Raw genomic sequence first — 13,757 nt, 5'->3', positions numbered from 1 at the left:
GCGGGTTGAGATCCCAGCGTGCGCTGGGATGACGATGTAGGAACTGCGCTAGTAGATTCCGCCTTGTCTTTGCAAGAAATCGCTGTCGCGCGGAGCTTCGGCCTTCTTCACCGCGGTGGTGGTCGCCGCCGCGGCCGGGGCTGCATCGGAACGTCGTGCAGCACGGCGTGGCTCGCTCTCGGGCTTGAACGCTTCCCAGATCACCGCGGGCTTCGGATCGTCGGTATTCGGCCACGTGCCATAGACCGGACGGCCGCTCCCACGATCGATCCGGACCATACGGATACCCGCCGGCGCGCGGAACGGCAGCTTAGGGAGATTTTCATACGCCTTCACCGCGAACTGCTTGAAGATCGGCGCAGCCAGCGTACCGCCCTGCGCCGCACCACCGAGATTCCGCGGCGTATCGAAGCCGATATACAGCCCGCCGACGAATTGCGGCGTACCTCCGATGAACCACACATCGGTCGGGCCATTGTTGGTGCCGGTCTTGCCGAACATCGGCCGATCGAGCTCGCGCAACGTCACCGCGGTGCCGCGCTGGACGACGCCCTCGGTGATGTGGACCATCTGGTACGCGGTCATCGCATCGAGCACCTGGCGCTGGCGCGTGATAGGCCGCGGCATCGGCTTGCCGTCCCAGTCAGGCGCATTGCACCGGTCGCACGGCCGCCAATTCTCAGGCCAGATCACCTTGCCATGACGGTCCTGCACGAAGTCGATCAGCGACGGCGGTCCGCCCTTCCCGTTGTTGGCGAGGATCGAATACGCGTTGACCATGCGCCCCACGGTCGTCTCGCCCGCGCCGAGCGCGAACGAGAGATACGGAGAGTAATCGCCAACCCCCATCTTCTTGATCGTCGCGACGACCTTCGGCATCCCCGTCTGCGCGGCGGCGCGCACCGTCATCAGGTTGCGCGACTGCTCGATGCCCCAGCGCATCGTGTGCGGCCCGGCGCCACGCGAATTGCCGAAGTTGCGGAAGCATTTCTGCCCCAGTCGCGCGCCCTGATAGACGCAGAACGGTCCGTCGACGATGATCGAAGCAGGCGTCATGCCGTTGTCGAGCGCAGCGGAATAGACGATCGGCTTGATCGTCGAACCCGGCTGCCGCATCGCCTGCGTCGCGCGGTTGAACGCCTGCAACCGGTCGTCGAACCCGCCTTGCATCGCCAGCACGCGGCCTGACGCGGGCTCCTCGACGACGAACGCGCCCGACACCTTCGGGATCGCCCGCAACGCGAACGTACCACCGTCCGGCGCCACCGCGATGATATCGCCGACCTCGATCGCGCCGAATGCGTTGCCGCCCTTGCCGCGCACCGCCATCTGCGCGGCATAGCGCGGCAGCGTGCCGGTCTTGCCCGTGCGGAAGCCGAGGCTCCAGGCGTTGCCGTCCTTGCCCGTCACGATCGCCGCGACCCAATCGCGGTAGTCGAGCGCGATATTGCTGTTGAGCAGGGGCTGGAGCCAGTTGTCGTCCTCGATCTCGACATGACGGATCGGCCCGTTCCAGCCGCGCCCACTGTCGAACCGCACCAGACCATCACGCAAGGCTTGCTGCGCGAGATCCTGCAGCTTCGCGTCGAACGAGGTCCGAACCCACAGTCCGCCCGAATACACGCTGTACGGGCCGTCCTTCGCGCTCTCGCCGAACTTCGCCATCAGCTGGCGGCGGACTTCCTCGACGAAATACCCGCCGACGCTCTCGAACTTCGGCGTGCGCCGCATGACCGCCCCCAGCGGCTCGGCATTCGCCTGGTCACGCTGCGCGCGCGTGATGAAGCCGTTGTCGAGCATCCGGTTCAGCACATAGTTGCGCCGAATCATCGCGCGCTCGGTATTGCGCACCGGATCGTAGTTCGACGGCCCCTTCGGCAGGATCGCGAGATACGCCATCTGCGCGAGATCGAGCTGGTCGAGTTCCTTGTCGAAATACGCGTGTGACGCCGCCTCGACGCCGAACGCGTTGCGCCCCAGCGCGATCTGGTTGAGGTACAGCTCCAGGATCTGCGGCTTGGTCAGCGTATCCTCGATCTTGTACGCCAGCACCGCCTCGCGCAGTTTCCGCGACGGCGAATACGCGTTGCCGATCAACAGGTTCTTCGCGACCTGCTGCGTGATCGTCGAGCCGCCCTTGGCGCGCTTGCCGGTGCCAAGCTTGCTTGCATAGTCGTACACCGCGCCAGCGAGGCCGGGATAATCCACGCCGTGATGCTCAAAGAACGACTTGTCCTCGGCGGCAAGGAACGCCTTCACCAGCAGCGGCGGATATTCGGCATAGCTCAGCTCGACGCGCCGTTCGCGCGCGTAGGAATGGATCGGCGCGCCATCGATCCCGCGGACATTGGTCGGCAACGGCGGCTCGTAGGTGCGCAGCGTATCGACCGAAGGCAGATCGCGCATGACCGCGAACCAGAACGCGAAGATCGCGACGAAGCCGAGCACGACCAGCACCAGCGCGGCCTTGGTCCAGCGACTCGCCCACGCACGCGCAAACTTGCCGCGCAGCCGGTCGGAAGTGCGGCCTGTCGCCGTCGTCGAGTTGGGGGAGGGATCGGACGCCATGATTACTGCCGCAGCGTCTAGCAGGTTAGCGAGCGCTTGCCAGCCTCCGGTGCGATGGGGGGCGGGAGGGGCACCCGACTACAAAACCTGTCACCCAACCCCCCGTTGTGGCAGCAGGCCCGCATGACCCCGCCGCCACTCCCGATCCTAGCCGTACTCCCCGACCTCCTCGCAGCCCTGCGCGAACGCCAATCAGCCGTCCTGGTAGCCCCTCCAGGCGCCGGCAAAACCACTGCAGTAGCCCCCGCCCTCCTCACCGAACCCTGGTGCACCGGCGAGATCCTCCTCCTCTCCCCCCGACGCCTGGCCGCCCGCGCCGCCGCCGAACGCATGGCCTCGACCGCCGGCGAGCCCGTCGGCCAGACCTTCGGCTACGCCACCCGCATGGACAGCAAGCGTTCCGCCGCGACCCGCGTCACGGTGATCACCGAAGGCATCTTCGTCGCGCGCATCCAGGCCGATCCCGAACTCGCCGGCGTGTCCGCAGTCCTGTTCGACGAAGTCCACGAACGCAGCCTCGACGGCGATTTCGGCCTCGCGCTGGCGCTAGACGTCCAGGCCGGCTTCCGCCCCGATCTCCGCATCGTCGCCATGTCCGCAACGCTCGACGGCGCGCGGTTTGCGGCATTGATGGATGGCGCCCCCGTCATCGAGAGCGAAGGCCGCAGCTATCCTTTGACGCTCCGCCACATCGGCCGTCAGGCGGAGTTACGCATCGAGGACTCCGTCGCCGCCGCGATCCGCCGCGCGCTCGGCGAAGCGGACGGCGGCGTGCTCGCCTTCCTCCCCGGCGTCGCGGAGATCGAGCGCACCGCCGACCGCCTCGCCAATCTGCCCGACGACATCGTCCTGCACGAACTCCACGGCAGCCTCGACCCGGCCGCGCAGCGCGCCGCGATCCTCCCCGAACCCGACGGCCGGCGCAAAGTCGTGCTCGCGACCAGCATCGCCGAGACCAGCCTGACGCTCGACGGCATCCGCATCGTCGTCGACTCGGGGCTGGCAAGACGCCCCCGCTACGATCGCGCCGCTGGCATGACGCGGCTGGTCACCGAGCGCGCGAGCCAGGCGGCCGTCACCCAGCGCGCCGGCCGCGCCGCGCGCCTCGGACCCGGCATAGCGTATCGCCTGTGGGAAGAGGCCGCGACCGCCGGCCTCCCGCGCTACGATCCGCCCGAGATCCTGGAGGCAGACCTCTCCGCGCTGGTCTTGGCCTGCGCGCTATGGGGTGTCGGCGACCCGCGAGACCTCCGCTGGATCGACCCACCCCCCGCCGCCGCGATCGACGAAGCGATGGCGCGGCTGACGACGCTGGAGGCGATCGAAGACGGTCGCCCGACGCCGCATGGCCGCGCCATCGCGAAGCTCCCGATGCCGCCGCGGCTCGCGCATATGCTGTTGCGTGCAGGGGAGCGGGGGCTGGCGAACACAGCGGCCCAAATCGCGGTCCTCCTAGGCGAACGCGGCATCGGCGGGCAGGACGTCGACCTCGAAACCCGCCTCCGCCGCTGGAAAACCGAACGTGGGGCCAAGGCGCAAGCGGCACGAGCAATGGCCGAAAGGTGGGCGAAACTTGCCCCCCCTCCCGCAAGCGGGCGGGGGAGCAGAAGTATGCGTGGCGCTCGGTTTCCCCGATCGCGTGGCGCGCCGCCGTGACGCGTCCGGCGAGACCTGGGCCTCGGTCGGCGGCCGCGGGTTCAAGCTCGACCCCACCTCGCCGCTCGCCCGCTCCGAATGGCTCGCCGTCGCCGACACGCAAGGCTCGGCCGCCGGCGCTCGCATCCTGTCCGCCGTCGCGATCGACCAAACGACTGTGGAAACCCTCTTCGCCGACCGCATCGAATCCCGCCGCACGGTCACGTTCGACCCCACGACCGGCGGCATCCAGGCCCTCCGCGAGCGCCGCCTCGGCGCGATCCGCCTGTCCAGCGGCCCCGACAGCGGCGCCGACCCCGACGCGATCCTCGCCGCGCTCATCGACGGCGTCCGCGAGCACGGCCTCGCGCTGCTCCCGTGGAGCGACGGCGCCCAGGCCCTGCGCGACCGCGCCGCCTATGCCGGCGTACCGCTCGACGACGCGACCCTGCTCGCCCGCACCGACGAATGGCTCGCCCCCCTGCTGACCGGCAAGCGCCGGCTCGACGCGATCGCCCCCGGTGCACTCGCCGAAGCCCTCCGCAATCTGCTGGGCTGGGACGCGATGCAGACCATCAACCGGCTCGCCCCGCCCGATTTTACCAGCCCTGCCGGCAGCACGCACGCGATCGACTACGCCGCGGAAGGCGGCCCGCGCGTCGAACTCCGCGTCCAGGCGCTGTTCGGCCTCGCCGTCCACCCGGTAATCGGCGAGGCCCGCGTACCGCTGGTGCTGAGCCTCACATCCCCCGCCGGCCGCCCGATCCAGACTACCCGCGACCTCCCCGGTTTCTGGGCCGGCAGCTGGACCGCGGTGGCGAAGGAAATGCGCGGTCGCTACCCCAAGCATCCCTGGCCCGACGACCCCGCCGCGGCATCCGCGACGCTGCGCACGAAAAAGGCGGATGCAAGGGCCGCCGGTTCGCGATAAGGGGGTCTCATGCCAACCGCCCGTATCTTCCAGCGCCCCAAGAACGCCATGCAGTCCGGCAAGCACCGGACCGACGCCTGGCAGCTCGAATTCGAACCCTCGGAGCCCAAGCGCCCCGACCCGCTCACCGGCTGGGCCGGCAGCGGCGACACCCGCGATCAGCTGCGCCTGCTGTTCCCGACCGCGGAAGCCGCGATCGCGCACTGCGAGCGCGAAGGGTTCGGCTACACCGTCGTCCCGGCGCCGCAGAAGACGCTCAAGCTTCAGAGCTACGCCGACAATTTCAAGTAACACGACGATCGGGACGCGCTGACGTCCCGATCGTCGCGTGGCGATCAGCCTGCGGTGACCCGCCAGATCGCGTTGCCGACGTCGTCCGCGACCAGCAGGCCACCGGTCTTGTCGGTGATGACGCCGACCGGGCGACCCTGTGCGTCGCCGTCCGTGTTCAGGAACCCGCCGAGCACGTCGACCGGCTTTGCGTTCGCCGCCGGGAAGCCGGTGTCGCCGAACGGCACGTATACCACCTTGTAACCCGACACCGGCTTGCGGTTCCACGAGCCGTGCTCGCCGACGAACGCGCCGTTGGCGAAGCGTGCGCCAAGCTTGGCGTCTGCCGAGAAGGTCAGGCCGAGCGCGGCGACGTGCGGTCCGAGCGCATAGTCGGGACGCTTCGAATATTGCTGGAGCGCGGGGTTCTTCGGTTCGACGCGGCTGTCCGGATAGCCACCCCAATAATACCAGGGCCAGCCGAAATTATCGCCGAACTCGACCTGCGTCAGGTAATCGGGCGCCAGATCGGAGCCGAGCATGTCGCGCTCGTTGACGACGGTCCACAGGCCGCCCGACTTCGGGTTGATCGCCATGCCGTTGGGGTTGCGCAAGCCCGCGGCGTAGATCCGCCAGTTCTTGTCCTTCGGCCAGACCTGCAGGATGTTGGCGCGGTACTTCTCGGCGTCCATGCCGTTCTCGGCGATGTTCGAGGACGAGCCGACGCCGACGTAGAGCGTCTTGCCGTCGGCCGCAGCGATGACGTTGCGCGCCCAGTGATTGCCGCCGGGGTTGAGCTTGATGACGAGCTCGGGCTTGGCGGTGATCTTGGTCGCGCCGTCGGTGTAGGGGACGCGGACGAGCGCGTCGGTGTTGCCGATGTAGAGCTGACCGTCGAGCAATGTCATGCCGAACGGCGAGTTGAGGCCGGTCATGAACACCGACTTGGTTTCCGCAACGCCGTCGCCGTTTGTGTCCCGGAGCAGCGTAATACGGTTCGCGGACGGCACGCCGGCGCCGGCGCGGCCCATCAGCACCTTCATTACCCAGCCGGTGATCCCGCCGCCCTCGCGCGGGGGCGAGTTGGTTTCCGCCACCAGCACGTCGCCATTGGGCAGGCGGTACATCCAGCGCGGGTGATCGAGCCCGGTCGCAAACGGCTGGACCTTCAGCCCCGCGGCGGGGGTGGGCATCGCGCCGTTCTGCCAGCCGACGACTTTCGCGACCTTGACGGTCGGGATCGTCTGGATGCGCGGATCGGTGATCTTGGGCAGCTTGCCGGCGACCTGGTCGACCGGCAGTTTCGCCGTGTCCGGCCAGGCGAGATAGGTAACGCCCGCGGCGATCACCAGCAGGATCAGGCCGAGGACGATGAGGATATGTTTGCGCATGGGGGGGAGATTAGGAGGGCGAGCGGGCGGGGGCAATCTCTACCCGACGGTCATCTCGGCTTTTGCTGAGATGACGGGTTTCGATTACGGCGGCCCCCATTTCATCCTCCCCTGGCAGGGGAGGTGGCTGGCGTCAGCCAGACGGAGGGGTGTCGCCCTCTCGATAGCGGGTCACCCCTCCGTCATCCCTACGGGCTGACACCTCCCCTGCAAGGGGAGGATCGATGGTTTCCGATCCCCGCCCACTTCCAACAAAAAAGGCCGCCGGCATTGCTGCTGGCGACCTTTCTTCATCACTCAAACGTCGCGTTTACGAGATCGCGGCGTCCTGCTCAGCCCGCACCTTCGGCAGGTCGAAACGGTCGGCGTTCATCACCTTGTTCCAGACCTTCACGAACGCACCCGCGAACTTCTCGCTCGCATCGTCCGCCGCATACACTTCGGCCAGTGCCCGCAGCTGCGAGTTCGAGCCGAATACGAGGTCGACACGGCTACCCGTCATCGTCGTCTCGCCGGTCTTGCGATCCTTCGCTTCAAAGGTGCCGTCACCAACCGCAGTCCACTTCGCAGTAAAGCTCGTCCGCAGCAGGTTGCGGAAGAAGTCGTTGGTCAGAGTCTCGGGACGATCGGTGAACACCCCGAGCTTCGAGTCGCCGTGGTTGGCACCAAGCACACGCAGGCCACCGACGAGCACCGTCATCTCAGGCGCCGTGAGGCCCATCAGATGCGCGCGGTCGACCATCAACTCCTCCGCCGAATAGACCGAAGTCTCGCCGAGATAGTTGCGGAACGCGTCGGTGCGCGGCTCGAGCGGCGCGAACGAGATCGCATCGGTCTGCTCCTGCGATGCATCGGTACGGCCCGGCGTGAACGGCACGGTCAGATCGTGACCCGCCTTCTTCGCCGCCGCCTCGATCGCCGCGTTGCCGCCGAGCACGATCAGGTCGGCAAGCGACACGGTCTTGCCGCCGGTGGCAAAGTCGCGCTGGATGCCCTCGTACGTCGAGAGCGCCTTGGCCAGTTCCGCCGGCTCGTTGACCGCCCAATCCTTCTGCGGCGCGAGACGGATGCGTGCACCATTCGCGCCGCCACGCTTGTCGGTGCCACGATAGGTCGAAGCCGACGCGAACGCCGTCTTCACCAGACGCGAGATTGACAGACCCGAATCAAGGATCTTCGCCTTCAGCGCCGAAACGTCGGCGTCGGACAGCGGCTCACCTTCGGCGGCGGGCACGGGATCCTGCCAGATGCGCGGCTCGGCCGGGACTTCGGGGCCGAGCAGCAGCGGGTAGGGACCCATGTCACGGTGCGTCAGCTTGTACCAGGCCTCGGCGAACGCCTTGGCGAACTCGTCTGGGTTCTCGTGAAACCGGCGCGAGATCTTCTCGTACGCAGGGTCGACACGCAGCGCGATGTCGCTGGTCAGCATCGTCGGGCGATGCTTCTTTGTGGCGTCATGCGCGTCGGGCACGTCCTCGGCCGCGTCCTTGGCGATCCACTGGTGCGCACCGGCCGGGCTCTTGGTCAGCTCCCATTCGTGACCGAACAGATTCTCGAAATACAGGTTGGTCCACTTGGTGGGCTCCTGCGTCCAAGTGACTTCGAGACCGCTGGTGATCGTGTCACCGGCGTTGCCCTTGCCGTAGCTGTTCGCCCAGCCGAGACCCTGCATCTCGATCGACGCGCCTTCCGGCTCCGGCCCGATATACGGATCGGGCTCGGCGGCGCCATGCGTCTTGCCGAAGGTGTGGCCACCGGCGATCAGCGCGACGGTCTCCTCGTCACCCATCGCCATGCGCGCGAACGTCTCGCGGATATCGCGTGCCGAGCCCAGCGGGTCGGGGTTCCCGTTCGGACCTTCCGGATTGACGTAGATCAAGCCCATCTGCACCGCGGCCAGCGGGTGCGCGAGATCGCGGTCGCCCGAATAGCGCTCGTCGGCAAGCCACTCACGCTCGGCGCCCCAGTTCACGTCGGTCGCGGGCTCCCACACGTCGATGCGCCCGCCCGCGAACCCTGCGGTCTGGAAGCCCATCGATTCGAGCGCGCAATTGCCGGTGAGCACGAGCAGATCAGCCCAGGACAGGCTCTGGCCGTACTTCTGCTTGATCGGCCACAGCAGCATGCGGGCCTTGTCGAGGTTGGCGTTATCCGGCCACGAGTTCAGCGGCGCGAACCGTTGCTGACCCGCGCCCGCGCCACCGCGGCCGTCACCGATGCGGTACGTGCCCGCGGCATGCCACGCCATGCGGATGAACAGCGGGCCGTAATGCCCAAAATCGGCCGGCCACCACTCCTGCGAGTCGGTCATCAGCGCGAAGATATCGGCCTTCACCGCAGCGAGATCGAGCGCCTTGAACGCTTCGGCATAGTCGAAGTCCTCGCCCATCGGATCGCCCGCGGGCGGGTTCTGGTGGAGCACCGAGACGTTGAGCTGGTTCGGCCACCAGGTGCGGTTGGACATCTCGAAGAGAACGGCGGGGCCATCCATCTTGCCCGGCTCGTTGGTCGCCTGGTGGGTCGAGCCGCCATGCATCGGGCATTGTCCGGCAGCGGGGGCTGCGGTGGTTGCGTCCGTGGTCATACCATCTCCAATTCAGCGTCTTCTGAAGTTGGAATAGGGTATGCCACTCCCCGATTGATTGGTGAAATAGATTACGTCGTCCGCAGTGATCGGTTGAGTGATATATATCAATCGCCATTCGTGCTGAGCGAAGTCGAAGCATCTGCGTATACGGCAGGCCCTCCGACTTCGCTCAGGGCGAACGAAAATAGGTGTCAGTCGTCGTCCTCGATCGGCACGACCGGCGGATGCAGACGCAATCGGTTGATGCGGCGTTCGTCGGCTTCGGTGATCTCGAACTTCCAGCCGCTCGGATGATCGACGCATTCGCCGATCTGCGGCACGTGTCCGGCGAGCAGTGCAGCGAGGCCGCCGAGCGTGTCGACGTCGCCGTCCGCCTCCGCCAGCCGCGCGTCGATCAGTTGCGCGACGTCCTCCAGTTCGGCACGCGCATCCGCATCCCACGCGCCGCCGTCGATCGGCACGAGCAACGCCTCGGGCGCATCGTCATGCTCGTCCTCGATATCGCCGACGATCTCCTCGATCAGGTCCTCGATCGTGACGAGACCTTCGGTGCCGAAATACTCGTCGAGCACCACCGCCAGATGAACCCGCTTCTGGCGCATGTCCGCCAGCAGATCGAGCGCACCGCGTGACATCGGCACGTAGAGCGGCTCGCGGATCAGGTCGGCGATCGAGGCGGGGTGATCGGCCCCTGTGGCCAGGATGTTGAAGACGTCCTTGATGTGGACCATGCCGATGATCGTATCGAGCTTTTCGCGGTACACCGGCAGGCGGCTATGTCCTGCATTGGCGAACAGCTGGACGAGATCGGCAAAGCTCGTGCCTTCCTCGACCGCGACGATGTCCGCGCGCGGCACGCCGACGTCGCCTGCGTCACGCTCGCCGAAATGGAGCAGGTTGCGGACCATCTGGCGTTCGAGCGGGGTGAGATCGCCGACCGCATCGGGGGCGGGATCGCCCTCGTGCTGGTTGATCGCATGTTCGAGCTGGTCGCGCAGCGTTTCCTCGGGCGCACCGAAGATCAGGCCCTTCAGCCCGCGCCAGATGCCGCTTTCGGTACTACTATCGCCGTTTCCGGCATTGGGGCCATCGGCCATCGTGGTCGTCAGTCCTCTGTTATGAAGTAAGGGTCGTGTAGGCCTAGCGCCGCGAGCGCATCGCGCTCGATCTGCTCCATGCCCTCGGCCTCGTCGTCGTCGATATGGTCATAGCCTAGCAGATGCAGCGTACCGTGCACCATCAGATGCATCGCATGATCCTCGACCGAAATGCCGCGCTCGGCAGCTTCCGCGACGCAGACGCCGTGGGCGAGGATGATGTCGCCGAGCAGCACTTCACCGTCGTCCGAATTCTGGGTGACCGTGGCGAGCAGGTCGGGCTGCACCATCGGAAACGACAGGACGTTGGTCGGCTTGTCCTTCTGGCGATACTGCTTGTTGAGCGTGTGGACCTCGTCGTCCGACGCAAGCCGGATCGAGATCTCGACCGTCGCCGCGCTGGTCAGCAGTTCGCCGTGCGGAGTCCGCTCGATCGCTGCCGTCGCCGCGCGAAGGGCCAGCGCCTCCCAATCATACCCAGGGCCTTGGCCAGGCCAGGGAGCGTCGGACGAGAGCGCGATTTCGAGCATGCGGGCCTTTCGGGCGATGGCGTCAGGACGAAAGCATTACCCTCGAACAGAAGTTCCGCACCAGCGTGTTTCTCAGCGATCGCGCAGGCGTTCGCCGAGAAACGCGATCAAGGCCTCGACGCGGGCAGGGCGGAGCGGGCTCGGTGGCGTCAGCAGATGCAGGCCGATCGGCCCCGGCGCCCAGTCGACGAGAAGCTCGACCAGCGCGCCGCTGGCGAGATGCGCACCGATGATGAAGTCGGGCAGCCGCGCGATGCCGAGCCCGGCGAGCAGCGCGGGCAGGATTGCCTCGCCGCTGTTGGCGGTCAGCTGGCCTTGCGTCCGCACCGACACCTCGGCCCCACCAGGGCCGTGAAAGCGCCACGGGCCGACGACGTTCGAATAACCGAACAGCTTGTGCTCGCCCAACTGCGCGGGATGCGTCGGCGTGCCATGCTCGGCGAGATAGCGCGGCGCGGCAACGATGTGCGTGCGGATCGTGCACAGCCGCCTCGCGCGGAGCGAACTGTCGGGCAGCTCGGCGATCCGCAGTGCGACGTCGAACCCTTCCGCGACGATGTCGACGCGCGCATCGGACAGGTGCAGGTCGACCTCGATGCCGGGATGCGCGGCGAGGAATTCTGCGAGCAGCGGCGCGACGTTGGTGATGCCGAAGCTCATCGGCGCGGCAAGGCGGACGCGGCCGGTGGGCGCGCGGGCAGCATCATGCGCGGATTCTTCCGCCGCGCGCGCCTCGGCAAGAATGCGCGCGGCATGCTCGGCAAGCGGCTTGCCCGCCTCGGTCAGTGCTAGGCGGCGCGAAGTGCGGTGGAACAGCGACTGGCCGAGATGCGCCTCGAGCCGGGTGATCGCCTTCGACACGGTCGCCTTGCTGAGGCCGACCGCGTCGGCGGCGGCGCTGAACGAACGGTGCTCGACGACACTGGCGAAGATCGCCCAGGCTTCGAGATCGGGCAGGCGCATGGGGGGCTCCAGAGATATCGGTAAGACACCACCCCGGCGGAGGCCGGGGCCCAATTGGGGGACATCGATAACGAAGCGCAGTCCTCCGTTATGTCGACCTTTCCAATTGGGCCCCGGCCTTCGCCGGGGTGGTTGATTTCACGGAAGCCACGCTAGCACCGAAACGATCGGTTTCCACCGTTTCTATTTACGCCGCGATCCGCGCGCCTATCTTGGGATCAACTAGTGGAGACATCACCATGACGACCACGACCCTGACCAAGATCGACCGCCGCCCCTTCGCCAGCCTCGGCCATGCCGATCACGGCTGGCTCAACGCGCGGCATCATTTCTCGTTCGCCAGCTATTACGATCCCGCCCGGATGGGCTGGGGCGCGATCCGGGTGTGGAACGACGACCAGATCGCCGCCAACTCGGGCTTCCCGCCGCATCCGCACCAGGACATGGAGATCATCACCTATGTCCGCTCGGGCGCGATCACCCACCAGGATTCGCTCGGTAACAAAGGCCGTACTGAGGCTGGCGACGTCCAGGTAATGAGTGCGGGCAGCGGCGTCCGCCATGCCGAGTATAATCTCGAATCCGAGACGACGACGATCTTCCAGATCTGGATCGAGCCTTCGCGCAAAGGCGGCGCGCCGAGCTGGGGCGCCAAGCCCTTCCCCAAGGGCGAACGGTCGGGCCAGTTCGTGACGCTCGCCAGCGGGTTCGAGGGCGACACCGACGCACTGCCGATCCGTGCCAATGCCCGCGTGCTGGCGGCGACGCTGAAGGCGGGCGACAGCGTCGACTATGCGATCGACGAGGGGCGCCACGTCTATCTGGTCCCCGCGACCGGCGCGATCACGATCGGCGACGAGGCGTTCGGCGCGCGCGACGGTGCCGCGCTGCTCGGCGGCCAGACCGTGACGATCACGGCACAGGACGACGCTGAGATCGTTCTGGTCGACTCGGAATAACCTTCTTCCCCTTCCCGCTTGCGGGAGGGGGCAGGGGGTGGGCCCGCGCTCACCCCTCGCGAGACGCCCCTGACGAGAAGACAGTCGAAGATACGCCTTTCAACCCGGATCGCTTGCCGAAGCCGGGCGCCCACCCCCCAGCCCCCTCCCGCTTGCGGGAGGGGGAGCCACGAAGGAAACGAAATGACCAAGGTTCTCGTGCTCTATTACTCGTCCTACGGCCATCTCGAGACGATGGCCGACGCGGTCGCCGAGGGCGCGCGCGCCGGTGGTGCGGACGTCGACATCCGCCGCGTCGCCGAGACTGCGCCGCAGTCGGTGGTCGAGGCCGCGCACTTCAAGACCGATTCCGCGCACGCCGAGATCGAAGGCCCCGACGCGCTCGCCCAGTATGACGCGATCATCGTCGGCGCGCCGACCCGCTTCGGCCGGATGCCCGCGCAGATGGCGCAGTTCTGGGATACGACCGGCGGGCTGTGGTTCTCGGGCGCGCTGGTCGGCAAGGTCGGCGGTGCCTTCACCTCGACCGCCAGCCAGCATGGCGGCCAGGAGACCACCCTGTTCTCGATCCTGACCAACCTGCTGCATCACGGCATGACGATCGTCGGGCTCGATTACGGCTTCCAGGCGCAGATGGGCGTCGATGCGGTCAAGGGTGGCTCGCCCTACGGTGCAACGACGATCGCCGACGGCGACGGCAGCCGCCAGCCAAGCAAGGACGAGCTCGACGGCGCCCGCTACCAGGGCAAGCGCATCGCCGAAACCGCGGCCAAGCTGACCGCCTGACCTAACTCCCTCCCCTTCAGGGGAGGGTCGGGGTGGGGGS

9 protein-coding genes and 1 pseudogene are annotated in these 13,757 nt (G+C 67.2%); 4 read left to right on the top strand and 6 right to left on the bottom strand.

Features of this window, described 5'->3' with window-relative positions; all coding sequences use genetic code 11:
• Positions 1–48 precede the first annotated feature (48 nt).
• The gene (locus tag VH567_RS16130; protein WP_423327260.1) at positions 49–2,568 is read right to left on the bottom strand and encodes a penicillin-binding protein 1A; all 2,520 of its coding nucleotides are present in this window, start codon (positions 2,566–2,568) and stop codon (positions 49–51) included.
• A gap of 123 nt (positions 2,569–2,691) precedes the next feature.
• Between VH567_RS16130 and hrpB the strand changes: the two are divergent.
• Positions 2,692–5,134, top strand: a pseudogene (hrpB, locus tag VH567_RS16125) (ATP-dependent helicase HrpB).
• 9 nt (positions 5,135–5,143) lie between these two features.
• Positions 5,144–5,425 carry an ETC complex I subunit gene (locus VH567_RS16120; protein ID WP_056051595.1) on the top strand — a complete coding sequence of 94 codons (282 nt, stop codon included), beginning with the start codon at positions 5,144–5,146 and terminating at the stop codon, positions 5,423–5,425.
• 44 nt (positions 5,426–5,469) lie between these two features.
• Here the strand turns inward: VH567_RS16120 and VH567_RS16115 are convergent, their stop codons facing one another.
• The 5 genes from VH567_RS16115 to VH567_RS16095 form a co-directional block, all read right to left on the bottom strand.
• Positions 5,470–6,795 carry a PQQ-dependent sugar dehydrogenase gene (locus tag VH567_RS16115; RefSeq protein ID WP_423327259.1) on the bottom strand — a complete coding sequence of 442 codons (1,326 nt, stop codon included), beginning with the start codon at positions 6,793–6,795 and terminating at the stop codon, positions 5,470–5,472.
• 310 nt (positions 6,796–7,105) lie between these two features.
• On the bottom strand, positions 7,106–9,379 hold the full coding sequence (katG, locus tag VH567_RS16110) for a catalase/peroxidase HPI (RefSeq protein ID WP_423327258.1): 2,274 nt from the start codon (positions 9,377–9,379) through the stop codon (positions 7,106–7,108).
• A gap of 194 nt (positions 9,380–9,573) precedes the next feature.
• Positions 9,574–10,479 (bottom strand): hemolysin family protein, encoded by a 906-nt coding sequence (locus VH567_RS16105; RefSeq protein ID WP_423327257.1) that lies wholly within the window; start codon positions 10,477–10,479, stop codon positions 9,574–9,576.
• 8 nt (positions 10,480–10,487) lie between these two features.
• Positions 10,488–11,009 (bottom strand): rRNA maturation RNase YbeY, encoded by a 522-nt coding sequence (gene ybeY, locus VH567_RS16100; protein WP_423327256.1) that lies wholly within the window; start codon positions 11,007–11,009, stop codon positions 10,488–10,490.
• A gap of 72 nt (positions 11,010–11,081) precedes the next feature.
• On the bottom strand, positions 11,082–11,972 hold the full coding sequence (locus tag VH567_RS16095) for a LysR family transcriptional regulator (protein WP_423327255.1): 891 nt from the start codon (positions 11,970–11,972) through the stop codon (positions 11,082–11,084).
• A gap of 239 nt (positions 11,973–12,211) precedes the next feature.
• Between VH567_RS16095 and VH567_RS16090 the strand changes: the two genes are divergently transcribed.
• Together VH567_RS16090 and wrbA are read left to right on the top strand one after the other, a co-directional pair.
• Positions 12,212–12,931, top strand: a complete 720-nt coding sequence (locus VH567_RS16090) for a pirin family protein (protein ID WP_423327254.1) — start codon at positions 12,212–12,214, stop codon at positions 12,929–12,931.
• A 183-nt stretch (positions 12,932–13,114) separates the two neighbouring features.
• Positions 13,115–13,717, top strand: a complete 603-nt coding sequence (wrbA, locus tag VH567_RS16085) for an NAD(P)H:quinone oxidoreductase (RefSeq protein ID WP_423327253.1) — start codon at positions 13,115–13,117, stop codon at positions 13,715–13,717.
• Positions 13,718–13,757 lie beyond the last annotated feature (40 nt).

The organism is Sphingomonas sp. 4RDLI-65 (assembly GCF_049472435.1).
Lineage (GTDB): Bacteria > Pseudomonadota > Alphaproteobacteria > Sphingomonadales > Sphingomonadaceae > Sphingomonas.
The sequence above is the reverse complement of the archived record's forward strand: the minus strand, read 5'-3'. Positions and strand labels throughout refer to the sequence as shown.

Coding starts and splice junctions, on each gene's coding strand:
- VH567_RS16115 (WP_423327259.1), bottom strand. CDS start 6,795: ATGCGCAAACATATCCTCATCGTCCTCGGCCTGATCCTGCTGGTGATC.
- VH567_RS16090 (WP_423327254.1), top strand. CDS start 12,212: ATGACGACCACGACCCTGACCAAGATCGACCGCCGCCCCTTCGCCAGC.
- VH567_RS16120 (WP_056051595.1), top strand. CDS start 5,144: ATGCCAACCGCCCGTATCTTCCAGCGCCCCAAGAACGCCATGCAGTCC.
- VH567_RS16105 (WP_423327257.1), bottom strand. CDS start 10,479: ATGGCCGATGGCCCCAATGCCGGAAACGGCGATAGTAGTACCGAAAGC.
- wrbA (WP_423327253.1), top strand. CDS start 13,115: ATGACCAAGGTTCTCGTGCTCTATTACTCGTCCTACGGCCATCTCGAG.
- VH567_RS16095 (WP_423327255.1), bottom strand. CDS start 11,972: ATGCGCCTGCCCGATCTCGAAGCCTGGGCGATCTTCGCCAGTGTCGTC.
- ybeY (WP_423327256.1), bottom strand. CDS start 11,009: ATGCTCGAAATCGCGCTCTCGTCCGACGCTCCCTGGCCTGGCCAAGGC.
- katG (WP_423327258.1), bottom strand. CDS start 9,379: ATGACCACGGACGCAACCACCGCAGCCCCCGCTGCCGGACAATGCCCG.
- VH567_RS16130 (WP_423327260.1), bottom strand. CDS start 2,568: ATGGCGTCCGATCCCTCCCCCAACTCGACGACGGCGACAGGCCGCACT.